The following is a 26,105-nucleotide window of genomic DNA, read 5'->3' on the forward strand; positions in this document are numbered from 1 at the left end:
CATTTTCGGCCAGGTGATCGGCCACGCCCGATTTGCGCGTGTGCAGTTCACCGCCGCCCAGTTCCTCGGCGGTGATTTCCTCGCCGGTCGCGGCCTTCACCAGCGGCGGGCCGGCGAGGAAGATGGTGCCCTGATCGCGGACGATGATGCTTTCGTCGGACATCGCGGGGACATACGCCCCGCCGGCAGTGCAGCTGCCCATCACGCAGGCGATCTGGGGAATTCCTTTCGCGCTCATATTGGCCTGGTTGAAGAAGATGCGGCCGAAGTGATCGCGGTCGGGGAATACCTCGGCCTGGTGCGGCAGGTTGGCGCCGCCGCTGTCGACCAGATAGACGCACGGCAGGCGGTTGGCCTCGGCGATCTCCTGCGCGCGGAGGTGCTTCTTGACCGTCAGCGGGTAGTAAGTCCCGCCCTTCACCGTCGCGTCGTTGCAGACGATCATCACCTGCCGACCCGAGACGCGCCCGATCCCGGCGATAATCCCCGCACCGGGGACTTCGCCGTCGTACAGGTCGTTCGCGGCGAGCTGCCCGATCTCGAGGAACGGCGAGCCGGGATCGAGGAGGCGTTCGACGCGCTCTCTTGGGAGGAGTTTGCCACGCGAGGTGTGGCGCTCGCGCGATTTCTCGGTGCCGCCGAGCGCCGCCGTGGCGACATCGGCGCGCAATTTCTCCGCCAGCCCGCGATTATGCGCGGCGCGGGCCTTGGCCTCGTCGCCGTCGAGATCGATCTTGCTGTCGAGTTTGGCGGCGCTCATGCGCGCTGGCCTAGCCGCTGCACGCGCTGCTTGCCAAGTACTGCTGTTGTGGAAGCTCTGCGCGCGCTTTCAAATAATTATAAAGTGCGTCGCGTTCCGCCAGCAGGACAATCGCGCGCACCTGCCGTCTACCCCTGAGCACCGGACCTAGCACAGCACTCCGCGGGATTGGAGTCAGGCCCCGATGATCGCCCGCCCGATCAGCATGCGGCGGATTTCGTTGGTGCCGGCGCCGATATCGCGGGGGAGGAGATTGCCGCGCGCGGTGTGACGCTCGCGCGCCTTGTCGGTGCCGCCCAGCAATGCCCGCGCGACGTCAGCGCGCAGGCGATCGACCAACGAACGATTGTGCGTGGCGCGGGCCTTGGCCCCGTCGCTGCTGAGATCGAGCCTGGAGTCGAGACGCGGTGCGCTCATCGTCGGCATCATCCCGTTGGTCGAAACATTCGTTGCAGCGCGACCAACCGTTCCGCTTTCCCATTGAAAGCGGCGCCCGACCCGCGCCATAGCGAAGCCAAGGCAAGATAATCGAGAGGAATGTCCGATGAAGCGCTCCATCCTGCTGCTGTGCGTGTCGACCCTGGCCCTGGCCGCGTGCAACAACAGCATCGGCAACGATGCCGCAACCCAACAGGTCAAGCCGGGCAGCGTTTCCGGCCTCGACCTTTCCAGCCTCGACAAGAGCGTCAAGCCGGGGGACGATTTCTTCGGCTACGCCAACGGTAATTGGGTCAAGCGCACCGTCATTCCGGCCGACCGCTCATCGGTCGGCGGCTTCTACATCGCCGACCAGCAGCGCGAGAAGAATACGCTCGAGATGATGGACGCGCTGCTCAAAGCGAGCGCGGCGGCGGATAGCGACGACGGCCGAATCGTCAATTATTACAAGGCGTATCTCGACACCGCCGCGATCGACAAGGCGGGGATCGCGCCGGCCAAGGCCGATCTCGACGCGATCACCGCGATCGCCGACAAGCGCGGCCTGGCGAGCGCGATCGGCGGCACGCTGCGCGCCGACGTCGATCCGTTCAACTCGACCAACTACAAGACCGACCATCTGTTCGGGCTATTTGTCACGCAGGGATTGAAGACCCCGGGCGAAACGCTGCCCTACCTTCTCCAGGGCGGGCTCGGCATGCCCGAGCGCGAATATTATCTGTCGGGCGACGCCAAGATGGCGGGGCTGCGCACCAAATATCTCACCTATGTCGAAACGGTGATGAAGGCCGCCGGCGATCCCGACCCGGCCGCCGCCGCCGCCCGAGTCATCGCGCTCGAAACCAAGATCGCCCGGGCGCATGAGAGCCGCGCCGACAGCGAGGATTTTACCAAGGCCGCCGAGGTGTGGAGTCGCGCCGACCTTGACGCCAAGGCACCCGGTATCGACTGGGGTGCGATGCTCGGCGCCGCCCAACTGGGTTCCGCGCAGAAGTTCGAAGCCTATCACGCCGCCGCGATACCCAAGCTCGCCGCGCTCGTCGGTTCCGAGCCGCTCGACGCGTGGAAGGAGTGGCTTGTCTTCCACACCCTCAATGAACGCGCCTCGGTCCTCCCCGCCACGATCCGTGACGCCAGCTTCGCCTTCAACGGCACCGCGATCAACGGCATTCCGCAGCAACGCCCCCGCGACAAGCTGGCGATGAACGCCACCAGCAACGCGCTCCAGGACGCGGTCGGAAAGGCCTATGTCGCCAAATATTTCTCCGCCGCCGCCAAGGCCGAGATCCAGAGGATGGCCGAGGGCATCAAGGCCGCGTTCGCCAAACGGGTCGAGGCGTTGGCGTGGATGGCCCCGGCAACCAAGGCCGAGGCAATCAAGAAGGTCCGCTCGATCGTCGTCGGGGTCGGCTACCCCGACCATTGGCGCGACGACACCGGGCTCGCGATCAGCCCGACCGACGCTTACGCCAATGCCAAGACGGCGAGCCTCGCCAACACCAGGGTCCAGATCGCCAAGATCGGCAAACCGATGGAGCGCGGCGAATGGTGGATGCCGGCGCAACTCGTCAACGCGGTCAATTTGCCGGTGCAGAACGCGCTCAACTTCCCAGCGGCGATCCTGGTCAAGCCGTTCTTCGACCCCAATGCCGACGCGGCCTTCAACTATGGCGCGATCGGCGCGGTGATCGGCCACGAGATCAGCCACAGCTTCGACAATAATGGCGCGCTGTTCGATTCGACCGGCGTCATGCGCAACTGGTGGAGCCCGGCCGATTTCACCCACTTCACGCAGTCGGGCAAAGCGCTCGCCGACCAGTATGACCAGTACAGCCCCTACCCCGGCGTCCACGTCAACGGCCCGCTGACGCTAAGCGAGAACATCGCCGATGTCGCCGGCCTGTCGGCGGCGCTCGATGCCTACAAGGTCTCGCTCGCCGGCAAGCCGGCGCCGGTCATGGACGGTTTCACCGGCGACCAGCGCTTTTTCATCGCTTATGCTCAGGCGTGGGCAGACAAGACACGCGAGGAATCGGTCCGCAGCCACATTGCTACAGACGGCCACGCGCCTGACCAGTATCGCGCGCTGACCGTGCGCAACCTCGACGCGTGGTACGATGCGTTCGGGGTCAAGCCGGGCGACAAGCTGTACCTTGCGCCGAACAAGCGGGTCCACGTTTGGTGAGTTAAGCCCCGATCAGCTCGCGGCCAATGAGCATTCGGCGGATTTCGTTGGTGCCGGCGCCGATATCGAGCAGCTTGGCGTCGCGCAGGAAGCGTTCGACCGGCCAGTCCTTGGTATAGCCGGCGCCGCCGAGCGCCTGGACCGCCTCGCCCGCCACCTTGAACGCGCTTTCGCTGGCGAGGAGGATCGCTCCCGCCGCGTCGAACCGGGTGGTTTTGCCCGCGTCGCAATTCTTCGCGACCGTGTAGACATAGGCGCGGGCGGAATTGAGCGCGACATACATGTCGGCGATCTTGGCCTGCATCAGCTGGAAGCCGCCGATCGCGCTGCCGAACTGCTTGCGCTCGCGGACATAGGGCAGGACGACATCGAGGCATGCCTGCATGATGCCGAGCTGGATGCCCGCGAGCACGGTGCGTTCATAGTCGAGCCCGCTCATCAGCACGCCGACTCCGCCATTCTCGGGACCCATGACCTGCTCGGCGGGGACGAAGCAGTCGTCGAACACCAGTTCGCTAGTTGGCGAGCCGCGCATCCCCATCTTGTCGATCTTCTGGCCGATCGAGAAGCCGGCCATGCCCTTTTCGATCAGGAAAGTGGTGATGGCGCGGCTGGGCTTGTCGTCCGGGCCGCCGGTCTTGGCATAGACCACCAGCACATCGGCGTAAGCGCCGTTTGTGATCCAGAACTTGGTGCCATTGAGGCGATAGCCGTGGCCCGATTTCTCGGCCTTCAGCTTCATCGAGACCACGTCGGAGCCCGCCCCCGCCTCGCTCATCGCCAGTGCGCCGACATGCTCGCCCGAGATCAGCTTAGGGAGGTATTTCCGCTTCTGTTCGTCATTGGCCCAGCGACGCACCTGGTTGATGCACAGGTTCGAGTGGGCGCCGTAGGAGAGGCCGACCGAGGCCGAGGCGCGCGCGATCTCCTCTTGCGCGACGACATGCTCGAGGTAGCCGAGGCCGAGGCCGCCCCACTCCTCCTCCACGGTGATGCCGTGCAAGCCCAGCTCGCCCATCTGCGGCCACAGCTCGATCGGGAAGCGGTCGGCGGCGTCGATCTCGGCGGCGAGCGGCATGATCCGGTCGGTGGCGAAGCGCCGGGTCGTGTCGCGGATCGTGTCGGCCATCTCGCCAAGCCCGAAGTCGAGCTCCATGTCGGACATTCGTCTCTCCTGTTCGCGATCCGCGCTAGCAGAGCGCAAAGCGTTTGAACAAGGCCGGTGCGCGGCTTATGTGCAGTGCAACAATCCTCCCCGGAGATTTCATCATGGCCACCGACCCCATCGTCATCCTGTCGACCGCGCGCACCCCGATGGGATCGATGCAGGGCAGCCTGTCCGATGCCTCGGCGACCGACCTTGGCGCCACGGCAGTCCGCGCGGCGGTCGAGCGGTCCGGGGTCGACGCCGCCAAGATCGACCGCATCTACATGGGCTGCGTGCTCCCCGCCGGGCTCGGCCAGGCGCCGGCGCGGCAGGCGGCGATCAAGGCCGGGTTGCCCAAGTCGGTCCAGGCGACAACGGTCAACAAGGTCTGCGGATCGGGCATGCAGACCGTGATCATGGGCGCCGAGGCGCTGATGACCGGGAACGCCGACCTGATCGTCGCGGGCGGCATGGAATCGATGACCAACGCGCCGTACCTGCTCAAGAAGCACCGCGGCGGCGCGCGGATCGGCCACGACACCGCCTATGACCATATGTTCCTCGACGGGCTCGAGGATGCCTATGAGGAAGGCCGCTCGATGGGCAGCTTCGCGCAGTGCACCGCCGACGAATATCAGCTTACCCGCCAGGACATGGACGAGTTCACCCTGACCTCGCTGACCCGCGCCAAGGCCGCGATCGACAGCGGCGCGTTCAAGGCCGAGATCGCCCCGGTGACGCTGAAGGGCCGCAAGGGCGACACCATCGTCGACACCGACGAAGCGCCGAGCCGCGCGATGCCCGACAAGATCCCGACGCTAAAGCCTGCCTTCGCCAAGGACGGCACGATCACCGCCGCGACCTCGTCGTCGATCTCCGACGGCGCGGCGGCGGTGGTGCTGTCGCGCCAGTCGACCGCGACCGAGCAGGGGCTGACCGCGATCGCCCGCATCGTCGCCACCGCCGCCCACGCCCGCGAGCCGAGCGAGTTCACTATCGCCCCGGTCGGCGCCATCGAGAAATTGCTGAAGAAGGCCGGCTGGAGCGTCGGCGACGTCGACCTGTGGGAAGTCAACGAGGCGTTCGCCTGCGTCGCGATGTTCGCGATGAAGGACCTCGGCATCCCGCACGACAGGATCAACGTCCACGGCGGCGCGACCGCATTGGGCCACCCGATCGGGGCGAGCGGGACGCGGATCCTCGTCACGCTGGTCAACGCGCTCAAGCACAAAGGTTTGACGCGCGGCGTCGCGAGCCTGTGCATCGGCGGCGGCGAAGCGACGGCGGTCGCAATCGAGCTGGTCTAAGCGCCAGCAATATAATCAGAAGAGACAGGCTAACGGAGGGTCACCTCCGTCAGCCAGCGGATCAGAAGTTCACGCGCGCTTCGACGCCGGGACGTCGATCAGCCGCTCGTTCTGGCGCCGCGCGGGTCGGCGACGAGAGCCCGATCGGTTGCGGTGGAAGTGCTTCGCGCTCCCGCCGAAAACCGTAACTGAGGCTCTAAGCTTATGACTATACTATGATTTACGTTTGGATTGATTCAGCTCAAACGATCATCGTCCAAGCGAGTTGAGATAGTCGAGCATCGCGGCGGTTTCGACCACCTCGGCATATTTGGCCTGAAGGTCGAACAGATTTCCCTCGTGCACCGCCGAGTCGCGATCGGCCGCAGCGTCGCGAATGACGAACGGGGCGAAGCCTTCGCACAGCGCGTCAAGCGCGGTGGCGCGGACGCAGCCCGATGTGGTCAGCCCGGCGACGAGCACCGTGTCGACGCCGAGCCCGCGCAGCTGGTCGGCGAGGCCGGTTCCAAAGAAGGCGCTGGGATATTGCTTGGTGATCACGAGATCGCCGTCGTGCGGGCGCAGGCCGTCGGTAAAGTCGCCAAGCGGGTTGCCGCGATCGAAGGCGGCGAGCGCGGGCAGCTTGCGATAGAAATTGCCCCCGTCGCGGGCGGGGTCGCCGGCGACATATTCGACCCGGGTGAAGACGACGGGCGCGCCCGCGAAACGCGCCGCCTCGGCAAGGCTTGCGGCCTTGGCGCGGGCCGCCTCGGGGCGGGTGTAGAGACCGCACGCCGGGTCGAAATAGGCGCGGGCGAAATCGACGAGGACGAGCGCCGGCCGCCGACCGGGCTCGAGCCGACCATTGAACCCGGCGCGGGCATAATCCTGATGAAGATCGGTGTTGGTCATTGGGGCACAGTTTTTCCGGTTCGTTGCCGCAATACAAGGGGTGTTCTCGTTTGCATACAAATCGGATGGCGCCGGTTACCGCAGATGGCCGATGGCGACGCGCTTGCCGCCGTCCTGCTCGAAGCGCCGGGAGTAAGCTTTATCGGGCTGTGCCTCAACGAGCGCGGGGTCGAGCGCGCGGTGGCGTCGTCGCAAGGTTCGCGCGGGCGCAGCGGCATCGACTGCGAGACTGCGCTTGGCGACGCACTGGCCGCGAACAAATGGCTGGCCGGGATTATGAACAAGGCCCTGCCGAGCCGGGTCGGGCGAATTGTTGCTGCTGCGTTCGGTCGGCGGGCTGATATCGGCCGAAAAGAGCCGTACCGCGCCGGTCAATCTGCTGATGTCGGGGCCGGCCGGCGGGGTCGCCGGGCAGGACAATGAAGCGATCTACGGCAGCCTGCTCGGGCTGGGTTGTGAGCAGTTCGCCGAACTGGCCGCGCGAAACGTGATCTAGCGTGCCTTCCGTCCAACCGCCGCAGCCGCGGTGGCCTTCTTGCCGATCGCCGCCAAATCCTCGTCGTCGGGGCCGGCGATCCACGTGCCGCCGACGCAGGTGACCGCTTCCATCGCGAGCCAGTCGGCGGCGTTTTCGATGCGGACGCCGCCGGTCGGGCAAAAGCGCAGCTCGGGGAACGGGCCGGACAATGCCTTGAGCGCGGGTCGGCCACCGGCCGCCTCGGCGGGGAAGAATTTGAAGCGCGAGAGGCCGAGGTCGAGCCCGCGCATGAGGTCGCTCGCGGTGGCGATGCCGGGGAGGAAGGGCACCCCGCTGGCGATCGCGGCCTCGGCGAGCGATTCGGTCAGGCCGGGCGAGACGATGAACTTCGCCCCCGCTGCGAGCGCCTCGTCGAGCTGACGCGGGTTGCGCACCGTGCCCGCGCCAACGATCGCGCCGGTCACTCCGGCCATGGTGTGCAGCGCGTCGAGCGCCCACGGCGTGCGCAGCGTCACCTCGATCACCGGCAACCCGGCGGCAACGAGGGTTTCGGCCAGCGCCGCCGGATCGAGCCGGTCGCCGAGGACTAGCACGGGGATTACCGGGGCGGCGTTCATGAGATCGTCGATGGTCATGGATAAGCCTTGGCGAAGGCAGCGGCGGCGCCGAGCAGGCCGGGCTGCGGGTGGGTGATGAGCTTGACCGGCATCGCTTCCATGCGCCGCTCGAAGCGGCCCTTGGCAACGAAGCGGGTCTCGAATCCCGAACGCGGCAGATGGTCGCGCAGGCGCAGCCCGAGGCCGCCGGCTATAACCACCGCATTGGCGCCGTGAGCGAGCGCAAGATCGCCAGCGACCGCGCCGAGGATCAGGCAGAACCGGTCGAGCGCGGCGGCGGCGAGGCTGTCGCTGCCGTCGAGCGCGGCGGCCCATAGCGCCTTGTCGTCGCGCGGGATGACCGGCTGGCCCTCGATCGCGGCGAGCGCGGTGTGGATGTTGACGAGCCCGCTGCCGCACGTCAGCCGCTCGACCGACACGCGGCGGAAACTCTTGCGCAAATGGACGAGGATGCGGTCCTCGAGCCCGTCGAGCGGGGCGAAGTCGATATGGCCGCCCTCGGTCTCGATGACCTCGGCGTTGCCGTCACGCCGCAGCAGCGCGGCGACACCGAGCCCGGTGCCCGGACCGACGACGGTCGTGATGCCGTGCGCCGGGAGCGCGGTGTCGGGGCCCCAAAGATGAATGAAATCATGCTCGCCGAGTTCAGCCACGGCATGGGCGACCGCGCCGAAATCGTTGACGATGACGTGGCGTTCGACACCGAGCTTCTCGGACATCAGCGCGGGGCGGATGACCCACGGGTTGTTGGTCAGCTTGAGCAGCTCGCCGCCGACCGGGCCGGCGAACGCCATGCCGAGTTCGCGCGGCAAATCGCCGCCGCCGCCTTGCGTGGCGAAATCCTGCCACGCCGTCTGGAAACTGGCATATTCGGCGGTCTTGAGCGTGACCGGGTCGTGGAGCTTGAGCACGCGCCCGGCGTCGATCTCGGCGAGAGCGAAGCGGGCGTGGGTGCCGCCGATGTCGGCGACGGCGATGGTGCGGCTCATACCGGCACGACCTTCGCGCCGAGCTCGGCCTCGGCCTCCATCGCGGCAAGCATGGCCGAGGCGCCGCGCTCGGCGGTGTCGCAAGCACCGCGCATCAGCGCGAACAGCTCGCGCCCGGTGCCCAGCGGGAATGGCGGAGCGGTCGCAGGGGTGCGACTGGCGAGGTCGAGGCCGACCGCCTCGACCACGCCCTCGTCGGCGCTGAGGCGGATACGGTCACCGTCGCGAACGCGCGCGAGCGGACCGCCGCCGAGCGCTTCGGGCGAGCAGTGGATTGCGGCGGGGACCTTGCCGCTCGCTCCCGACATGCGCCCGTCGGTGAGCAACGCGACGCGGAAGCCGCGGTCCTGGAGCACGCCCAGTGCCGGGGTCAGCTTGTGCAATTCGGGCATGCCGTTGATGCGCGGGCCCTGGAAGCGGACGACGACGATCACGTCGCGATCGAGCTCACCCGCCTGGAACGCGGCGAGGACCGAACCCTGGTCGTGAAATACCCGGGCCTCGGCCTCGATCGTCCACCGCGAAGGATCGACCGCGCTGGTCTTGATCACCGCGCGGCCAAGGTTGCCCTGGAGCAGGCGCATGCCGCCGTCGGGCATGAACGGCGCGGCGACCGGGCGGAGCATGGTGTCGTCGCTGCTGTCGCCGACATCGTGCCAGGCGAGCGCATCGCCGTCGAGCGCGGGCATCGCACCATGTTCGGCTATCGTGTCGCCGCCTGCGGTCATGACGTCGCCATGGAGCAACCCGGCGCCGAGCAGCTCGCGCGTCACATAGGCGATCCCGCCAGCGCGGTGGAAGTCGTTCACGTCGCCCGAACCGTTGGGATAGATGCGCGCGATCAGCGGGACGGCGGCGGAGAGCGCGTCGAGGTCTTCCCAGTCGATGATGATCCCGGCGGCGCGGGCGATCGCGGGGAGGTGGATGGCGTGGTTGGTCGAGCCCCCGGTGGCGAGCAGCCCGACCGCGGCGTTGACGATCGCGCGCTCGTCGACGCAATGGCCGAGCGGGCGCTGCGACCCCTTGGCGAGGTCGGCGAGGCGGTGGACCGCGCGGCGGGTCAGCGCGGTGCGCAGCGGGGTGTTGGGGGCGATGAACGCCGCGCCGGGGATGTGGAGCCCCATCAGCTCCATCATCATCTGGTTCGAATTGGCAGTGCCGTAGAAGGTGCAGGTGCCGGGCGCATGATAGCTCGCCGCCTCGCTCGCAAGGAGCTCTTCGCGGCCGACCTTGCCTTCGGCGAACAGCTGGCGGACGCGCTGTTTCTCCTTGTTGGGGATGCCGGTCGGCATCGGCCCGGAGGGAATCAGCAGCGCGGGGAGGTGGCCAAAGCGGAGCGCGCCGATCAGCAGCCCGGGGACGATCTTGTCGCAGATGCCGAGCATCGCCACCGCATCGAACATGCCATGCGACAGCGCGACCGCGGTGCCGAGGGCGATCGTGTCGCGGCTGAACAGCGACAGGTCCATCCCGTCCTGGCCTTGCGTGACCCCGTCGCACATCGCCGGGACGCCGCCGGCGACCTGCGCGGTGGCGCCGACCTCGCGCGCGAAGATCTTTATCTGCTCGGGGTAGCGGTTATAGGGTTGGTGGGCCGAGAGCATGTCATTGTAGGCGGTGACGATGCCGATGTTGGGGCCCGAGATCGCGCGGATTGCAGGCTTGTCCTCGCCCGATGCGGCAAAGCCATGCGCGAAATTGCCGCACGACAGGCGCGGGCGGCGGATCCCGCGGTCAGCCTCGATCGCGATCAGGTCGAGATAGCGACGGCGCGACGACGCCGAACGCTCGACGATCCGGTCAGTGACTGCGGCAATGCGCGGGTCAATCATTCCAGCTCACTCCGTTGCGCTCGGCGAGCGCGATCGCGGCGGACGGTCCCCAATTACCGGCCGCGTAGGGTTTGGGCGTCATCCCCGCCGCCGCCCATGCGGCGCGGACCCCGTCGATCCACTGCCATTGCGCCTCGACCTCATCGCGGCGGACGAACAGCGTCGGCTCGCCTTCGATGAGGTCGAGCAGCAGCCGCTCATAGGCTATGCGACGGCGCGTGTCGCTGAATGCGTCGTCGCGGCCGATGGCGAGACGGACCTCGCGCAGCTCGACCCCGCCGCGGTCGAGCCCGGGGACCTTGGCCATCAGCGACAGCTCGATGTTTTCGTCGGGCTGGATCGCGATCAGCAATTTGTTGGGCGATGCGGTCGCGCCGCGCGAGTGGAACATCGAGTGCGGGACGCATTTGAACTGGATGATGATTTCGGTCCGCCGGTCGGGCAGCCGCTTGCCGGTGCGGAGGTAGAATGGCACCCCCGCCCAACGCCAATTGTCGACGAAAGTTTGTAGCGCAACAAATGTTTCGGTCGTCGAAGAACGCCCCAGTTCCTCGGCATAGGCCGAGACCGGCTGGCCACCGACCGCGCCGGCGCCATATTGGCCGATGACCACCCGGCTGGCGATGTTGGCAGCGGTGACCGGGCGCAGCGAGCGAAGCACCTTGACCTTTTCATCGCGTACGGCGGTCGCGTCGAAGCTCGCCGGCGGCTCCATCGCAACCAGCGCAAGCAGTTGCAGCATATGGTTCTGGACCATGTCGCGCAGCGCGCCGGTACCGTCGTAATAGTCGCCGCGTCCCTCCAGCCCAATCTCCTCGCTGACGGTAATCTGGACATGGTCGATCGAGGCGCTGGTCCACAGCGGCTCGAACATCACATTGGCGAAGCGCAGCGCGAGGAGGTTCTGGACCGTCTCCTTGCCGAGATAATGGTCGATGCGGAAGGTCTGCTTCTCGCTGAACGCGGCGGCGACGGCGTCGTTGATCGCGCGGCTCGAGGCGAGGTCCGAGCCGAGCGGCTTTTCGAGCGCGAGGCGGACTTCGGGCCCGGTGAGGCCGGCGGCGGCGAGGCCGTCGATGGTTGCCTTGAACAAGGACGGCGCGGTCGAGAGGAAGATGGCGACTCCGCCCGACGTGTCGCCGACGACCTCGGCGAGGCGGTGGAAGCCGGCGGTGTCGGTGGCGTCGAGCGGGACATAATGCACCCGTTCGAGGAAGCGTGCCGCGCGGACCTCGTCGAACAGAGTCTCGGGAACATGGTCGCGCACGGCGACCAGCGCCTGCTCGCGGAACGTCGCATCGTCCTGCTTGCTGCGCGCGGTGCCGATGATCCGCAACCCCGCGGGGAGCAGCCCGTCGCAATCCAGCCCGTAGAGCGACGGCAGCAGCATGCGCGCGGCAAGGTCGCCGGTCGCGCCGAACAGGATCAGGGTGGAAACCGTATCGCTCATAGTCGTCTACTGCCTCTCAGGCGTTCGCCGACAGTCGCGCCAGCGCGTCACGGTGCGGCGAATAATTGCTCGCGCACCCCGTAACGAATTTGTCGACGCGGTCCATGTCTACCTGTGCGGCCGCGCCGGTCGCCGGCTGGAGTGTGGCGGGATAATTGCCGTAGCCGCCGAGCAGGCAGTGCCAGCTGATCGCGGTGTAAATGTCGTCGATCCCCTGTCGCGCGACTTCCTCCTCGACGTTTGCACCGGTGAACCAGGCGCTGAACAGTCCCTTGAGGCTGTCGGACAAATGGTCGTGGCCGGTCGCGTCACGCCAATAGTCGGTGTCGGCACGATTGGCGGCGCGGTAGTGGCAGACGAGATAATCGCGAATGCCTTCGTAGCGGCGGGCGATGGCGGCGTTGAACGCCTCGCGGGTCGCCGGCATGTCGGGCTCGGCGTCGATGGTGCGGACGAACCGTTCGACGGTGGCGAGGACGACGTGGAGCGCGGTCGCCTCGAGCGGCTCGACGAAGCCCTGGGCGAGGCCGATCGCGAGGCAATTGCGCACCCAACTGCGCTCGACCCGCCCGACACGCATCTTGAGGTGGCGGACTTCGCTGTCGCCGGGGAGGCCGAGGTGGGTCAGCATTTCGGCGGCGGCGGCGCCCGGATCGATGTAGCGCGACGAATAGACATAGCCATTGCCGGCGCGGTTGGTCAGCGGGATGTGCCACGCCCAGCCGGCCCCGAGCGCGGTCGCACGGGTGCTCACGCCGGGGCCTTCAGACGCGATCGGGGTCGGGGTGACGACCGCGCTGTCGTTGAACAGGTTGGCGGCGAAGGGCAGGTGCGGCTCACGAAGCGCGCCTTCGATGATCACCGCGCGAAAGCCGCTGGCGTCGACGAACAGGTCTGCGCCGAAGCGGCGGCCATCGTCGGTGACGAGCGCCTCGATGTCGCCCCGGGCGGTCAGCGCGACCTCGGCGATTGTCGCGTCGAGGTTGGTCACGCCGCGGCTCGTCGCAACCTCGCGCAGGTAAGCGCCGACGAGGTGCGCGTCGAAATGATAGCCGTAGCTGGTGAAAAAAGGGAAATTTGCCGGGGTCAGCGGCGCGAGGTGATCGCGCGCGAGCAAGGCGGGGACGTAGAAGCGGTCGGGGTGCGCGACGACGTCATGGCCGTTGCGGCGGGCGTATGCGTTGAAGATGAACTGCGGGGTGGTGTGGCCATCGAGCTCGGTTGGGAAAGGGTGGAAATAGCGCTCGAACCCGGGGCGGTCGGACCAGCCTTCGAACGCGATCCCGGTCTTGTAGGTGGCGTTGCAGCGCGGCATCCATTCGGCTTCGGCGATCCCGAGATCGTCGAAAAAGGCCTTGAGTTGCGGGGTCGATCCCTCCCCTACCCCAATGATGCCGATATCGCTCGATTCGATCAGCGTGACCTTGGTCCCGTTCGGCCCCCAATGATGCTGGAACAGGCAAGCCGCCATCCACCCGGCGGTTCCCCCGCCAAGGATGGTGATGGTCGCCGGCCGCTTCATCGACGGCGCTTCATCTTCCCAGCGATACGAACCGCACCGCCGCGCCCCCGCCCGGCGCGATGCGCAGCGCAAGGCGGTCGGCGGCGGTAACCCGGCGCTGCTCGATGACGATGCTGCGCGGGTTGGTGCGATAGTCGGCGGTGTCGCCGTCGCGGTAGATTTCGGCGCGCCAGTGGCCCTTGCCGAGGAAGCTCAGCGGCACGTCAAAGCGGCGCTCAGCCTCGTCGCCGACCGCGCCGACGAACCATTCGTTCTTGCCGCGGGTCTTGCGCGCGATGACCGCCAGATCGCCGACCTCGCCCGCCAGTACCTTGGTATCGTCCCAGTCGACCGCGACATCCTTGATAAACTGCAGCGGCCCCGGATTGGCGGCGTAATTTTCCGGCAGATCGGCGGCCATCTGGATCGGCGAATAGATCACGATGTAGAGCGCGAGCTGCTTGGCTAGCGTCGACAGGATCGGCGTATTGCCGCGCCCCATCAGGCTCAGCACGCCCGGGGTGAAATCCATCGGCCCGCCGAGCATCCGCGTGAACACCAGGTTCGCCTCATGCTCGGGCGGATTCTTGGGCACCCCCCACGCATTATATTCCATCCCGCGCTGACCCTCGCGGCTGACCCAGTTGGGATAGGTCCGCCGGAGCCCGGTGTCCTTGATCGGCTCATGCGCGTCGATCGCGATGTGGCGTTTCGCCGCTTCCTCGACGACCTTCAAATGGTGCCGCACCATCACCTGGCCCTCGTGCCATTCGAAATGGATCTTGCCGTCGGCGCCCATCGCCTGCACTCCACCGGCATCGGATACATAGCCGGTCTTGATCGCGTCGACGCCCAGTTTCTGGAACATGTCGAACCCCGCGCCCATCCGCGGCTCGTACCACGCGATATTGGCGCTGGTCTCGTTGTGGCCGATGAAGTGCACGCCCTTCTTCAGCCCATAGGCGACGACCCCCGGCAAGTCGAAATCGGGATAGGTTTCGGTGAAGCTGAAGGTGTCGCCGGTGGCGAACCAGTCGCCGTCCCAGCCCTTGTTCCACCCTTCGACCAGCAGCCCGGTGAAGCCGTTGGCCGCCGCGAAGTCGATCATCTTCTTCGCATAAGCGGTGGTCGCGCCATGCTTCGCTCCCGACGACCAGCTTTGCGTGTCGAGGTGCATGCCCCACCAGATTCCGACATATTTGCGGGGGTGGACCCAGCTGACGTCGCCCAATTTGTTGGGCTCGTTGAGGTTCAATATCTCGGCATTGGCGGCATAAAGCGACGGCGCGTCGCCGGTGATCAGCATCACCCGCCACGGTGTGACGAACGGCGTATCGCGGCTGACCTTGGGGCCGATCGACGAGGGCGTCAGCACAGCCTTCAGCAACCCGCCCTCGACCTTGGCGATATTCATCGCCGAATAGTCGACCAGCGCCGCCTCGTGGAACGCGATGTGCGTCCCGTCGGTCAGCCGGATCGTCAGCGGAGTCTGCGCGGTGCCGATGCTCGCGATCGGGGTGCGGTTGTAAGGATATTCCTCGCGGTTGCTTTCGAACGCCGGGTCCCACCATGCCTCACCGTCACCGACCACGCGGAACTGGGTCAGTTCCTCGGCGATGTTGGCGGTGGCGAGGTTCGGCTGACGGGGGAATTCAAAGCGGAACGCGACCGCATCGTCGAACAGGCGCGCGACGACCCGCATCCGACGGTGGAGCTTGCTACCCTCCTCGAACGTCGCGGAAAGCTCGTTGTAATGGTTGCGGACGCGGCGCCACTCGCCCCACGGCTGCTCCCAGCTCTCGTCGACGGACCGCGAGACCTGGTCGACCAGCGTGAAGTGGCGCAGCATCTGCGGCGCGTCGGTGAACAGGAAACCGAGCTGCGAATTGCCGATCAGCGGCTTCCCCGCTCGGGTAACCGAGTAGTTGATGCGGCCCTCGCCGTTGGTCGTGAGCGCGAGCGCGAGGGTCCCGTCGGGCGAGGTCGCCCGAATTACCGTGTCGGCCAGCGCCGGCGCCGGGAGCAATGCGGCGAGCGCGAGGAGCAGCTTCGTAACGAACCGCATCATTCGATCTCCTCGATCACTGCCGCGTAGGGGCCAAGCTCACCCGTACCGATGTCGCCCGTGCCCGCGATGGTCCGCCCTCCCGCACTCCACGGGGTCGGCTCGGGCGACAGGTTAAAGCTGCAGCGCAGCCGTTCGTCGCCTTGGTGCCGCTCGAACTGGAGCAGTTGGTCGCCCGCTTCGATTACTTCCAGCGAGCCCCAGCGCAGCGCCGGCCGCTCGTTGCGCAGGTGCAAGGCCGCGCGGGTCGCGGCGAGCACCGAATGCGGATCTCCCTCCTGCCGGTCGACCGTCAGCGCGACATGCTCCGGCCCGACGGGGAGCCACGGCTGGCCGACGCTGAACCCGAAGTTCGGCGATGTCGCGCACCACGGCATCGGCGTCCGCACCCCGTCGCGGCTGAGCGTTTGCGGCCAGTTGGCGATCGCCTCGGGGTCCTGCAATTGATCGAACGGCACATCGACCTGGGTCAGGCCGAGCTCCTCGCCCTGGTAAAGGATGATCGTCCCGCGCATCGCCGCGAGCAGCAGCATCTTCATCCGCGCGAAGGCCAGACGATGCTCGGGCGCGGCCCAGCGCGACACCGCGCGCGGGGCATCGTGATTCTCGAATGCCCAGCTCGGCCAGCCTATTTCGGGACCATCGGGCCACGAGGTGGCGGCCTTGGCGACTAGCGCCGGGGTCAGCCGCTCCGCATAGAGAAAATCGAAGCCATAGGCGCTGTTGAGCCGATGCGAGCCGCGCGTGAATTCGTGCATCTCGCGCAGCGCGAGCTCGCCGCCGACCTCGGCCAGCGCGAACGCCCCGGGATACTCATCGAACACCCCGCGCAGGCGTTCGAGGAATTTGACGATGTCCGGGTGCGACTGATTATGGAGATGGAGCTGGAAGTCGAACGGCCGGGTCCGCTTGCCGCCAGGCGGGGCGGGAGGGTTATCGCTCAGCGCCGGGTCGTGCATCGCGAAGTTGATCGCGTCGATGCGAAACCCGTCGACCCCGCGCTCGAGCCAGAAACGCGCGACGGCGAGCAGCGCGTCCTGAACCGCCGGATGATGAACGTTGAGGTCGGGCTGCTCGGTCAGGAAATTGTGGAAATAATATTGCCCGCGCCGCGCGTCCCACGTCCAGCTCGGCCCGCCGAACACCGACTGCCAGTTGTTGGGCGGCGAGCCGTCGGCCTTCGCATCGGCCCACACATACCAGTCGGCCTTGGGATTGGTCCGGTCGGCGCGGCTTGTCCCGAACCACGGATGTTCGTCCGACGTGTGCGAATAGACCTGGTCGATAATCAGCTTCAGCCCGAGTTCGTGGGCGCGCGCGACCATCGCGTCGAAATCGTCGAGCGTACCGAAAATCGGGTCGATCCCGCGGTAATCGGCGACGTCATAGCCGAAGTCGCGCTGCGGCGAGGTGAAGAAGGGCGACACCCACACGCAATCGACCCCGAGGCTCGCGACATGGTCGAGGTGGGCGGTGATCCCGGCAAGGTCGCCGATGCCGTCGCCATTGCTGTCGGCAAAGCTGCGCGGATAAATCTGGTAGATCGCCGCGCCCTTCCACCACGGCGCCTGCAGGGCGGCCGACGGGGCCGCTACTGACTGATCGACGAGCGGCTCAACGTGCGACATGGCAAACTGCATAACTCAAGGGTTCGAGGGTGACGTGAACGCTGCCTGGGGCCCCGGCGACAGCGGGGCAGGCGCCGATCGCGGCGGTGAAGCTGGTCGAGCGGGTCTCGACGACGACATTCTGGTCGATGGCGGTGCTGGCGCTGTTGAACAGCAGCAATGTTTCATCGCCGGTACCCGGATCGAACCGCGAGACGGCGAACAGGCCGGGCTTTTTCGAGGCAAAACGGATGACCTGCAGCCCGCGGGTCAGCGCCGGCGAGGCGGTGCGGATTCGCGTGAGTTTTGAAAGCAACTGGTAAAGCGGATGACCCCTATCGAAATTGTCGCGCGCGGTGGTCGCGCCCGACCCGATCAGCCGCTCGCTGTTATAGGATGCAACGGCGCTCGCGAACATGTCCTGCCGCGAGTCCTGGTCGCCGCCCGTGCCGGCGAAGCCCTGCTCGTCGCCCGAATAGATCGTCGGCACCCCGCGCAGGGTCAGCAGCATCGCATAGCCGAGTTCGACCCGCTTCAGCACCTCGGCGTCGCTCGCGGCGGGGAACGCCGTGCGCACGAAGTAACCGAACCGCCCCATGTCGTGATTGTCGAGGAAGGTCGCCTGGCGAAGCGCGCCTTCGGCCCCGCCCTCGTAGAGCGGATCGGCGGCGAACAGCTTAGCGAGGAGGTCGGTCCCGGCAGACCCGGCGACCACGCCCTTCACCGCGGCGGCGAAGGGGAAGTCGAGCATCGCCGGAAGCTTCGCCTCGCGCGTGTGGACCGCAGTGTGGGCCGGATCCATGTCGGCGGTGGAAGCCTCGCCGAAGATGTGGAAATTGGGAATACCGCGCGCCTTGGCGCGAGCAAGCATCGCCGGGGCGAACGCCGCCCAGAACTCCGCGTTCACATGCTGTTCGGTGTCGATGCGGAAGCCGTCGATGCCGAAGCGGTCTATCCACTGGCCGTAGATTTCGATCATGCCCGCGACGACCGCTGGATTCTCGGTGAACAAATCGTCGAGCCCGACGAAATCGCCTTGCTGGCTCGATTCACCCCTGAAGGTCGAATCGCCGCGGTTGTGATAATAGGCCGGGTCATTGAGCCAGGCGGGGACTTTCACATTTCGCTCCGTCGCCGGGACGGTAACAGTGTAAGCATAATCGGGATCGGTCAACCGCGCGAAATTGGCCGGGCTGCCGTCGCGCTCGCCGTTGAAGCCGGGGTTGATCGGCTTGCCCGCGATCCCGCCCCGGCGCTGGTAGGGATAGTCGGCGATGCTGCGGTAAGGGCATTCGGTCTTGCCCTGGCATTCAGCGAACTGGATCACGTCGGCGGTGTGATTGGCGATGATGTCCATATAGACTTTCATCCCCCGCGCGTGCGCCGCCGCGACCAGCACGGCGAAGTCGGCATTGGTGCCGAGATGCGAGTCGACGCGGGTAAAGTCGGTCACCCAGTAACCGTGATAGCCCGCGCTTTCGTGCCCCGGCAGTCCCTGAACCGGCTTGTTGCGGAACACTGGCGCCAGCCAGATCGCAGTGGCGCCGAGCCCCTGGATATAATCGAGCCGGCGCACCACGCCCTTGAGGTCGCCGCCGTGGTAAAAACCCTTGTCGGCGGGGTCGAACCCGGTCCGCAGCCGGTCGCCCTTCAGCCCGCCGCGATCGTTGGCGCGGTCGCCATTGTCGAACCGGTCGGGCAGCAGGAAATAGATCACTTCATCCTGCGGCAAGCGGGCGCGGAGGTCGGCGAGCGGGACGGCGGGCGGGACGGTGGGCGGGACGGTGGGCGCAGCGAGAGCCTCGCCGCAAATCCCCATCGTCGCCACGGCGCCAAGCACAAGGCGGGTGAGGTTCCGGGCAAACGGGGCAGCCCGGCGCGTTGTGAAACTGGTCAATGCATTTCCTTGTTGCCGGGACCGACCATCGCCGTGACGAACTCGCGGTGAGTCGGGAATGTCTGTGCCTTCGCGCGATAACTGTTCGCGATGCTCTCCATGAACGGACCGACATCCTCGCCCGGCACATTGTCGGCCAATGGCGACCATGACTGCGGCATGATGCCCTGCCCGATCATTACCTGACCCCAGCTGTCGTCGAGGAACAGCTCATCCTCCTCGCGCATGAACAGGCCGGCTTCGCGGAACAGCGCGATCTTTTCGGCGAGCGTGTCCGGCAATTCGACGTGCCGGCAATGATCCCAGAACGGCTCGCCCTCGCGTTCATTGGCGACGTAATGGAGCAGGATGAAGTCGCGGATCCGCGCCCACTCGATGTCGGACAGGCGGTTGAACGTGTCGCGGCCGAACGCGACGCGCGCGCCATCGTTCGGGAGCAGGTTGAGCAACCGGCCGAGCGCCGACTGGACGAGGTGAATGCTGGTCGACTCGAGCGGCTCCATGAACCCCGCCGCGAGCCCCAGAGCGACGCAATTGTGCGACCAGTGTCGGGCGCGATGGCCGGTGGTGAAGCGGATCAGCCGCGGGTCGGCGAGCGGCTTGCCATCGAGGTTGGCGAGCAGCAGTTCGCTCGCCTCGTCCTGAGATATAAACGACGAGCAGTACACATGGCCGTTGCCGGTGCGGTGCTGGAGCGGGATGCGCCATTGCCATCCCGCTGGCCGCGCCATCGACTGGGTATAGGAGCGGAAGGCGGACGAGGATTCACATGGCACGGCGAGCGCGCTATCGCACGGCAGCCAATGGCTCCAGTCGACGAATGGAACCTCGAGCGCGCCGCCGAGCAGCAACGACCGAAAGCCGGTGCAGTCGATGAACAGGGTCCCCGCGACGCGCCGGTCGCGGTCGAGGTGCAGCGCGGTGATGTCGCCACTCTCGGCATCGCGCTCGACCTCGCCGATGAGCCCCTCGATGCGCGTGACGCCGCGGGCCTCGGAGTAACGGCGAAGCATAGCGGCGAACCCGGACGCATCGAAATGATAGGCGTAGGACAGGTCGGGGATCGCCTTGGCGCTGCCGTTGCCCTTGCCCATCCGGCCGAGCCGGGCGGCCGCCACGTTGATGCTGTAATCGCCATAGCCCGCCGCGACGCCCATCTCGCGACCGCGCAGCCATAGCTGGCGGAACGGGATCAGTCCGACGCCGCGCCCGACCGTGCCGAAACTGTGGATGTAGGAGTGGCCCTTGCGCAGCCAGTCGACGAACTCGATGCCAAGCTTGAAGCTGCCGTTGGTGTCGCGCAGGAATTCGGCCTGGTCGATACCCAGCCCGACGATCAGATTGTGGATTTGCGGGATGGTCGCTTCGCCGACGCCGACCGTGCCGATCTCGTCGGATTCAACGAGCGTGATCGACGCGCGGTTGCCGAGGAAGCGAGCGAAGGTCGCCGCCGCCATCCAGCCCGCCGTCCCGCCGCCGGCAATCACGATATCGAGGGGCGCGGATTGGGTCATCGAGCGGCCCTGCAAGAAAATGGCCCTCGCCGCAATCAAGCAGCGAGAGCCATCAAAGGATCAGAACTTGTAGGTGAAACCGGCCAGGAACCGGCGACCATAGGTCTGGTACTTGAGCCAGGATTGCGGCAGCGAGACGACGCCGATGGTGGCCTGTCGTTCGTTGGACAGGTTCTGGCCCTGCAGATAAACCGAGAGCCCGCCGAGCGTCGATCCCTTGGGGAAATCATAGCCGAGCTGCGCATCGTAAATGTCCTCGGCCAACACATATTGCTGGTCGAAATTGCCGTTGAACGCCACGAAATCACCGAGGAAGCCCGAGCGATGGCGCAAGCTGCCGCGAGCGCTGAAGCCATCACCTTCGTAGAAGGCAGTCACGTTTGCGACGAACTTCGAATAGCCGGGAATCGGGGTCGTTGTTCCGTTATAACGCTTGACCGAGGTCTTGGTGTAACCAACGCCGCCGGTCAGACCAAAGCCAGAGAGGACCCGCGAGAAAGTCTCGAACTGCAGAGTTCCGGCAAGCTCGACACCATAGAGTTTTCCGCCGCTTGTGTTGACCGGGCCATTGAAGTTGCCGATCGGCGATGACGGCACGTTACCTGACGGCACCGGGAACCCCGAATAGTCGAACGTGGTCGATGTCGCCTGTTGATCAATATAAGTATCAAGATGTTTGTAGAAGCTCTGCAGGGCAATATAGCCCTTGGAACCAAAGTATTTCTCGATGGTCAGATCGACTGCCTTGGCCTGATACGGGCGAAGCAGGGGATTTCCGCCTCCGCCTGTGTAGATCGGGGGCGTAAAGGTATTGTTGATTCCAAATCCGACATTGTTGTTCAGCTGGTCAAGTCGCGGACGCATCATCTGCTTTGCCGCGGCAAAGCGCACGACCACATCATTCGCGAACCGGAAATTCAGGTTCAGGCTGGGCAGCACCATCCAGTAGGAGTCGGTGATCGAAGGCTTGGCAAAGCCAGCCGACCTCACCGAGGTATGGATACCCTGCACGCCGATGTTGCCGGTCAGGTGAACCGAGCCAAAATCGCCATCCAGCGGCGCCATCGCGTAAGGCGTCCAGACCTTCTCGGTCAGATTATAGCCCTGGCTCGCCCCATAGGTGTTGGGGATGAACGAGAGAACGCCCGCGGCCAGAGCGGCCCGCGGGTCGAAGCTGAGTATCGGGCCCAGCCCGCGATCAAGCGTGAATGGCGTGAGCAGGAGGTTGGCCGGAATCGCCGCCGTGAGGGCCCCGTTCGGTGGCGACAACGTGGCTTCGGTCTGCGTCACAACCTTGGATCGGTCGGTAAAATCGACGCCGACCTTGATCGACTTGACCAGCCCGCCGACTTCGCGCTCGATTTCCGCGCGCGCTTCCTTGAGGTCGTCGTTGCTCTTGCGAACCTTGTCATACCCGGCCTGGACCGGCGAACCGCTCCAGCCTTCAACGTCGGTCAGCACCAGCGCGGAGCTGGCGCCATTGTAATCGCTGACAAAAATCGGGCCCTTGTCGGTAAAGGTATAGGAAATTGTCGCCGTCGCGTTGGGAAGTGCGCGACCGAGGCCAGCAGTCGTCTCCAGATTATGATCGCGCCGCTTGGTCTTCGAATAGCTGAGATCGACCAGCCCGCGCCAGCCATTGTGACCGTCCCACTTGGCGTTCCAGCCGAGCGAGATCTGATCGGTCTTGCGGTCGATCGCATAGTTTTCGATGACCGGGGTGCCGCGGATCGTCGCTGCGGTCACCAGTCCGTTGGTCACGGTCGAGCTGACGATGTGGTCATGGCCGCAGTAGCCGCCACAATTGAACGGCATTTCCCAGCCGCGCTTGTCGACGTTGTCGGTGAACTTCGAATAGAAGCCGTCGACGCTCATCGTCAGATTGTCGCTGAGCTTGGCCTCGATCGTGGCGTTGGTGCCGAAGCGCTTGAGCTGGTCGGATTCGAACCAGCTTTTGACGCCGTTCATGCCCTGGCCGCCGCCCGGATATCCGCCATAGCCCCAGGCATTCCAATCGCGGGTTTGATAAGGGTCGCTGGTGTAGGCCGCCGACAGCGCGACGCCCACGCGCCCATCGGCGAACTGGTCGACGTAGGTACCGAAGACGCGGAAGCCCTTGTCTTTGCTGTTGGGCTGGAGCTTCTGGTCGACAAGGACGCCGCGTGCGCCGACCGCGAGGATGCGCTTGGCGACTTCGAGTGGACGGATGGTGCGCAGGTCGATGTTGCCGACGAGGCCGCCCGCCGTGTGATCGGCTTCGGTCGTCTTGTAGACGTCGACCCCGGCGAGCACTTCCGACGGATACTGGTCGAACTCGACCGCGCGGCTGTCATTCGAGGTGGTCTGCTGGCGCCCGTTGAGCGTGGTGGTCGAGAAGTCCGGGCCAAAGCCGCGGATCGAGATGATGTTGGCGCGACCGGCGCTCCGCTGTGAGGCGAGGCCGGGAAGGCGCGCGATCGACTCGCCGATGCTGTTGTCGGGCAGTTTGCCAATGTCTTCGCTGCTGACCGATCGACGACCGTCTCGGCCTTTTTCTTGCGCGCGGTGGCGCTGCGCAACGCGGCGCGGAAACCGGTGACGACGATCGCGTCCTTGTCGTCGGTTGCAGTGGGCGCGGCGGCCGGGGCGGCCGGTTCAGGCGCGGCCTGAGCGTAAGCCGGGCTGGCGAGCGCAAGTGCGACCCCGAGTGCCGACGTCGAATAAAGCGATTGCGTGAATTTCGTCATGATTATCAATCCCCTCCGGGCCGCTTTCGAGAGCGGCGCACCATCCGTCTTTACGGATTGGGGACGCTAATGACTTAATCGTGGGCGCTCGTCGCTATACATACGTATGCAGCTTCGCTACTCCTTGCACTGCTTCAACCTTGTGGCGTGATAACAACGATTTAGATTTACTTTTCGAACGACGAAATCGGCCCGAAGAAGCCAGATGAGTCGAAGATGGAACCCAGATGAGTCAGCGCCGTCCCACTTCGTTCGACATCGCCGAACTCGCCGGCGTGTCGCAGCCGACTGTCTCGCGCGCGTTGTCGGGCAATCCGTCGGTCAGTGCCGAGACTCGGGCACGGGTTCTCGCGGCGGCCGCGCAGCTCCAGTACAAGGTCGACAAGAACGCCTCGGGCCTCCGCCGCCAGCATTCACGCACGCTGGCGCTGCTGTTCTTCGAAGATATGACGCCCGAGGATTCGCTGATCAATCCGTTCTACTTGTCGATGCTCGGCAGCATGGTGCGAAGCTGCGCCGGCCGCGGATATGACCTGCTCATCTCGTTCCAGCAGCTGTCGTCGGACTGGCATGTCGACTATGAGGACAGCCGCAAGGCCGACGGGATCATCCTGCTCGGCTATGGCGACTATCTCCAATATCGGCCGCGGCTCGAGAAATTGATCGAGCAGGAGACGCATTTCGTTCGCTGGGGCAGCCCGCGCGAAGGCCAGATCGGGACTACCATCGGGTCGGACAACGAAGGCGGCGGGTTCACCGCGACCGAGCATCTGCTCGGGCTGGGACGGCGCCGCATCGCCTTCCTCGGCAGTGCGTCGCCGGCCTATCCCGAGATCCTCGACCGCTGGATCGGCTATGCCCGGGCGCATGACGAGGCGGGGCTTGCGGCCGACCCGGCGCTGGCCTTCGATGCCTTGCCGAGCGAGGAGGACGGCGCCCGCGCGGCCGTGGCACTGCTGTCGTCGGGCGCGCCGTTCGACGCCGTCTTCGCCTCGAGCGACCTCGCCGCGATCGGCGCGATGCGGGTGCTTCAGGAGGCCGGGCGATCGGTGCCGCAAGACGTTGCGATTGTCGGTTTCGACGATCTCACCGCAGCGCGGCTGGCGCGCCCTGCGCTGTCGACCGTCGCTCAGGGTGCCCGGCTAGCTGGCGAAGCGCTGGTCGAGGCGCTGATCGACGCGATCGAGCGTGGCGCATCGACCAGCCGGCTGCTGCCGGTCGAGCTCAAGGTGCGCGGGTCGAGCGTTTCGGTTTAGGCCTCGATCCCCGCGCCGACCTTGTGGCCCAGGCGGGGCAACAGCCATTGCAGCAGGGGGCCGGTCATCAAGGTGGTGACGACCGCCATCAGCACCAGCATCGCGAAGATCGACGGCGGCAGGAAGCCAAGGTCATATCCGACGTTGAGCACGATCAGCTCCATCAGTGCGCGGGTGTTCATCAGCGCGCCCAGGGTCATCGATTCATCGTTCGAGAAGCCGCTCGCCCGCGCGGCGATATACACGGGCACGATCTTGCCGAGGATCGACGCGGCGAGCACGATGGCCAGCCAGTCGATGTCGCCGGTCAGCCCGAGCAGGTTGGTCCTCAGCCCGGTGAAGGTGAAGAAAATCGGCAGGAAGAACACCAGCACGAACCCGCCGACCTGACGCCGCCACGCGGCGACGAAGTCGAGGTGGCGGTGGAACAGGAGGCCGCCGAGAAAACCGCCGAAGATCGCGAAAATACCGAGCGCAAAGGTGCAGATGGCCAGCGCGAAGATGCCGCACAGGACGATCGCCATGAGGTTGGGCGAGAGGACCCCGTCCTTGACCGGGAATTTGCGAACCAGCCAACCGGCGAGCGGCGCCAGAGCGAAGCGGGCGACTAGGATCAACAGGACCAGTCCGCCGACCTGTATCACGCTCGCCCCCCAGCTCAGCTGCGCCGCGGCGAGCGCCGAGACGACCGCGAGGAGAAGCCATCCGACGACGTCGTTGACCGCTGCGGCGGCGATCGCGACGACACCCAATTTATGTCGCTGGAGGTCGAACTGGACGAGGATCCGCCCGAGGATGGGCAGCGCGGTGATCGCCATCGCGACCCCGATGAACAGCGAATAGACTGTCCGGTCGATCGTCGGCGCGAGCCGCGGCTGGCTGTAATGGCCGATCGCCAGCCCGAGCATGAACGGGACGGTGAGTGAGGCAAGTGCGATCCACGTCGCCGCCCGCCGCGCCGTCTTTTCCTTTAGATGCGCGAACTCGAACTCGGCGCCGATCTGGAACATCAGCAGGGTCAGGCCGAGCTGGCTGAGGATGGTGATTGCCGGCGACGGCTTGGCGCCGAATACCGCGACGCTGAAGTGCGGGGCGAGCCAACCGAGCAGCGACGGCCCGAGCAGCAGCCCGGCGACGATCTCCCCGACCGCGCCCGGCTGGCCGAGTTTGCGCGCCGCGACGTGAAGCAGGCGCGCGGCGGCGATCATCACGATGAGCTGGAGCAGGACCGAGAAGACAAGGTTCTCGGTGGCGTGGACCGACGAGATCATCGGGCGGCGCGCATTCGCCGGGCGCACCACAGCCCAAGGACATAATATTGCAGCTGGTTCGCGTTGGCCGGCGGATCGCCGTCGCCGACAGCCCCATCGAACGGGCTCGCCTCGGATTCCCCATGAGCCGGTGCAAGCGCCATTCGCAGATCTCCCTCGTTGCACTTCTATTGT

Annotated in this window: 18 protein-coding genes and 2 pseudogenes; 4 read left to right on the plus strand and 16 right to left on the minus strand. The window is 66.0% G+C overall.

What is annotated here, in order from left to right:
- Together Q0R27_RS01555 and Q0R27_RS01560 are read right to left on the minus strand one after the other, a co-directional pair.
- Positions 1-760, minus strand: a 760-nt coding sequence (locus Q0R27_RS01555) for a carboxyl transferase domain-containing protein (RefSeq protein WP_293940334.1), incomplete at its 3' end; no start/stop codon positions are given.
- Positions 761-934: 174 nt separating this feature from the next.
- Positions 935-1,177: a hypothetical protein gene (locus tag Q0R27_RS01560; RefSeq protein ID WP_293940358.1), complete on the minus strand. Its 243-nt coding sequence runs from the start codon at positions 1,175-1,177 to the stop codon at positions 935-937.
- A gap of 127 nt (positions 1,178-1,304) precedes the next feature.
- On the opposite strand from Q0R27_RS01560, the gene Q0R27_RS01565 reads away from it, so the two are divergent.
- Positions 1,305-3,383, plus strand: coding sequence for a M13 family metallopeptidase (locus Q0R27_RS01565; RefSeq protein ID WP_293940335.1), 2,079 nt, complete (start codon positions 1,305-1,307; stop codon positions 3,381-3,383).
- Position 3,384: 1 nt separating this feature from the next.
- On the opposite strand, the gene Q0R27_RS01570 is transcribed toward Q0R27_RS01565, so the two are convergent.
- Positions 3,385-4,548 (minus strand): acyl-CoA dehydrogenase family protein, encoded by a 1,164-nt coding sequence (locus Q0R27_RS01570; protein ID WP_293940336.1) that lies wholly within the window; start codon positions 4,546-4,548, stop codon positions 3,385-3,387.
- A 104-nt stretch (positions 4,549-4,652) separates the two neighbouring features.
- Here Q0R27_RS01570 and Q0R27_RS01575 point away from each other — a divergent pair, with 104 nt between their 5' ends.
- The gene (locus tag Q0R27_RS01575; protein ID WP_293940337.1) at positions 4,653-5,837 is read left to right on the plus strand and encodes an acetyl-CoA C-acyltransferase; all 1,185 of its coding nucleotides are present in this window, start codon (positions 4,653-4,655) and stop codon (positions 5,835-5,837) included.
- A 249-nt stretch (positions 5,838-6,086) separates the two neighbouring features.
- On the opposite strand, the gene Q0R27_RS01580 is transcribed toward Q0R27_RS01575, so the two are convergent.
- Positions 6,087-6,728, minus strand: a complete 642-nt coding sequence (locus Q0R27_RS01580) for an isochorismatase family protein (RefSeq protein WP_293940338.1) — start codon at positions 6,726-6,728, stop codon at positions 6,087-6,089.
- 301 nt (positions 6,729-7,029) lie between these two features.
- Between Q0R27_RS01580 and Q0R27_RS01585 the strand changes: the two are divergent.
- Positions 7,030-7,140 (plus strand): annotated as a pseudogene (locus Q0R27_RS01585) (hydantoinase/oxoprolinase family protein); the annotation flags it as partial.
- Between the two features lie 80 nt (positions 7,141-7,220).
- Here Q0R27_RS01585 and eda read toward each other — a convergent pair.
- The 10 genes and pseudogenes from eda to Q0R27_RS01635 form a co-directional block, all read right to left on the minus strand.
- Complete coding sequence (gene eda / locus Q0R27_RS01590) at positions 7,221-7,841, minus strand: bifunctional 4-hydroxy-2-oxoglutarate aldolase/2-dehydro-3-deoxy-phosphogluconate aldolase (RefSeq protein WP_293940339.1); 621 nt, start codon at positions 7,839-7,841, stop codon at positions 7,221-7,223.
- On the minus strand, positions 7,838-8,812 hold the full coding sequence (locus Q0R27_RS01595) for a glucokinase (protein WP_293940340.1): 975 nt from the start codon (positions 8,810-8,812) through the stop codon (positions 7,838-7,840). The genes eda and Q0R27_RS01595 overlap by 4 nt, the downstream gene beginning before the upstream one ends.
- Positions 8,809-10,644 (minus strand): phosphogluconate dehydratase, encoded by a 1,836-nt coding sequence (gene edd / locus Q0R27_RS01600; protein WP_293940341.1) that lies wholly within the window; start codon positions 10,642-10,644, stop codon positions 8,809-8,811. The genes Q0R27_RS01595 and edd overlap by 4 nt, the downstream gene beginning before the upstream one ends.
- Positions 10,637-12,094, minus strand: a complete 1,458-nt coding sequence (gene zwf, locus Q0R27_RS01605; protein ID WP_293940342.1) for a glucose-6-phosphate dehydrogenase — start codon at positions 12,092-12,094, stop codon at positions 10,637-10,639. Before zwf ends, edd begins: the two co-directional genes overlap by 8 nt.
- A gap of 16 nt (positions 12,095-12,110) precedes the next feature.
- On the minus strand, positions 12,111-13,616 hold the full coding sequence (locus Q0R27_RS01610) for a tryptophan halogenase family protein (RefSeq protein WP_293940343.1): 1,506 nt from the start codon (positions 13,614-13,616) through the stop codon (positions 12,111-12,113).
- A gap of 10 nt (positions 13,617-13,626) precedes the next feature.
- Positions 13,627-15,663, minus strand: coding sequence for a glycoside hydrolase family 97 protein (locus Q0R27_RS01615; protein WP_366079650.1), 2,037 nt, complete (start codon positions 15,661-15,663; stop codon positions 13,627-13,629).
- Positions 15,660-17,288 (minus strand): alpha-amylase family glycosyl hydrolase, encoded by a 1,629-nt coding sequence (locus tag Q0R27_RS01620; RefSeq protein ID WP_293940344.1) that lies wholly within the window; start codon positions 17,286-17,288, stop codon positions 15,660-15,662. The genes Q0R27_RS01615 and Q0R27_RS01620 overlap by 4 nt, the downstream gene beginning before the upstream one ends.
- Entirely contained in the window at positions 17,275-19,086 is a 1,812-nt protein-coding gene (locus Q0R27_RS01625; RefSeq protein ID WP_293940356.1) for an alpha-amylase family glycosyl hydrolase, read from the minus strand. The genes Q0R27_RS01620 and Q0R27_RS01625 overlap by 14 nt, the downstream gene beginning before the upstream one ends.
- A 74-nt stretch (positions 19,087-19,160) precedes the next feature.
- On the minus strand, positions 19,161-20,678 hold the full coding sequence (locus tag Q0R27_RS01630) for a tryptophan halogenase family protein (protein WP_293940345.1): 1,518 nt from the start codon (positions 20,676-20,678) through the stop codon (positions 19,161-19,163).
- 60 nt (positions 20,679-20,738) lie between these two features.
- A pseudogene (locus Q0R27_RS01635) lies at positions 20,739-23,177 on the minus strand (TonB-dependent receptor); the annotation flags it as partial.
- 454 nt (positions 23,178-23,631) lie between these two features.
- On the opposite strand from Q0R27_RS01635, the gene Q0R27_RS01640 reads away from it, so the two are divergent.
- The gene (locus tag Q0R27_RS01640) at positions 23,632-24,660 is read left to right on the plus strand and encodes a substrate-binding domain-containing protein (protein ID WP_293940346.1); all 1,029 of its coding nucleotides are present in this window, start codon (positions 23,632-23,634) and stop codon (positions 24,658-24,660) included.
- On the opposite strand, the gene Q0R27_RS01645 is transcribed toward Q0R27_RS01640, so the two are convergent.
- Both Q0R27_RS01645 and Q0R27_RS01650 read right to left on the minus strand, forming a co-directional pair.
- The gene (locus Q0R27_RS01645) at positions 24,657-25,931 is read right to left on the minus strand and encodes a cation:proton antiporter (RefSeq protein ID WP_293940347.1); all 1,275 of its coding nucleotides are present in this window, start codon (positions 25,929-25,931) and stop codon (positions 24,657-24,659) included. The two genes, Q0R27_RS01640 and Q0R27_RS01645, sit on opposite strands and share 4 nt — an antisense overlap.
- Complete coding sequence (locus Q0R27_RS01650; RefSeq protein WP_293940348.1) at positions 25,928-26,074, minus strand: hypothetical protein; 147 nt, start codon at positions 26,072-26,074, stop codon at positions 25,928-25,930. Before Q0R27_RS01650 ends, Q0R27_RS01645 begins: the two co-directional genes overlap by 4 nt.
- Positions 26,075-26,105: the final 31 nt, after the last annotated feature.

The organism is Sphingomonas sp., assembly GCF_025362505.1.
In the GTDB taxonomy this organism is placed as follows: Bacteria; Pseudomonadota; Alphaproteobacteria; order Sphingomonadales; family Sphingomonadaceae; genus Sphingomicrobium.

Bases quoted from the DNA above. Each gene is read 5' to 3' on its own strand.
- Q0R27_RS01580 (WP_293940338.1), bottom strand. From the start codon at position 6,728: ATGACCAACACCGATCTTCATCAGGATTATGCCCGCGCCGGGTTCAAT.
- Q0R27_RS01565 (WP_293940335.1), top strand. From the start codon at position 1,305: ATGAAGCGCTCCATCCTGCTGCTGTGCGTGTCGACCCTGGCCCTGGCC.
- Q0R27_RS01625 (WP_293940356.1), bottom strand. From the start codon at position 19,086: ATGGGGATTTGCGGCGAGGCTCTCGCTGCGCCCACCGTCCCGCCCACC.
- Q0R27_RS01575 (WP_293940337.1), top strand. From the start codon at position 4,653: ATGGCCACCGACCCCATCGTCATCCTGTCGACCGCGCGCACCCCGATG.
- Q0R27_RS01620 (WP_293940344.1), bottom strand. From the start codon at position 17,288: ATGTCGCACGTTGAGCCGCTCGTCGATCAGTCAGTAGCGGCCCCGTCG.
- Q0R27_RS01650 (WP_293940348.1), bottom strand. From the start codon at position 26,074: ATGGCGCTTGCACCGGCTCATGGGGAATCCGAGGCGAGCCCGTTCGAT.
- edd (WP_293940341.1), bottom strand. From the start codon at position 10,644: ATGATTGACCCGCGCATTGCCGCAGTCACTGACCGGATCGTCGAGCGT.
- Q0R27_RS01560 (WP_293940358.1), bottom strand. From the start codon at position 1,177: ATGAGCGCACCGCGTCTCGACTCCAGGCTCGATCTCAGCAGCGACGGG.
- Q0R27_RS01640 (WP_293940346.1), top strand. From the start codon at position 23,632: ATGAGTCAGCGCCGTCCCACTTCGTTCGACATCGCCGAACTCGCCGGC.
- Q0R27_RS01610 (WP_293940343.1), bottom strand. From the start codon at position 13,616: ATGAAGCGGCCGGCGACCATCACCATCCTTGGCGGGGGAACCGCCGGG.
- Q0R27_RS01645 (WP_293940347.1), bottom strand. From the start codon at position 25,931: ATGATCTCGTCGGTCCACGCCACCGAGAACCTTGTCTTCTCGGTCCTG.
- zwf (WP_293940342.1), bottom strand. From the start codon at position 12,094: ATGAGCGATACGGTTTCCACCCTGATCCTGTTCGGCGCGACCGGCGAC.
- Q0R27_RS01570 (WP_293940336.1), bottom strand. From the start codon at position 4,548: ATGTCCGACATGGAGCTCGACTTCGGGCTTGGCGAGATGGCCGACACG.
- Q0R27_RS01615 (WP_366079650.1), bottom strand. From the start codon at position 15,663: ATGATGCGGTTCGTTACGAAGCTGCTCCTCGCGCTCGCCGCATTGCTC.
- Q0R27_RS01595 (WP_293940340.1), bottom strand. From the start codon at position 8,812: ATGAGCCGCACCATCGCCGTCGCCGACATCGGCGGCACCCACGCCCGC.
- eda (WP_293940339.1), bottom strand. From the start codon at position 7,841: ATGACCATCGACGATCTCATGAACGCCGCCCCGGTAATCCCCGTGCTA.
- Q0R27_RS01630 (WP_293940345.1), bottom strand. From the start codon at position 20,678: ATGACCCAATCCGCGCCCCTCGATATCGTGATTGCCGGCGGCGGGACG.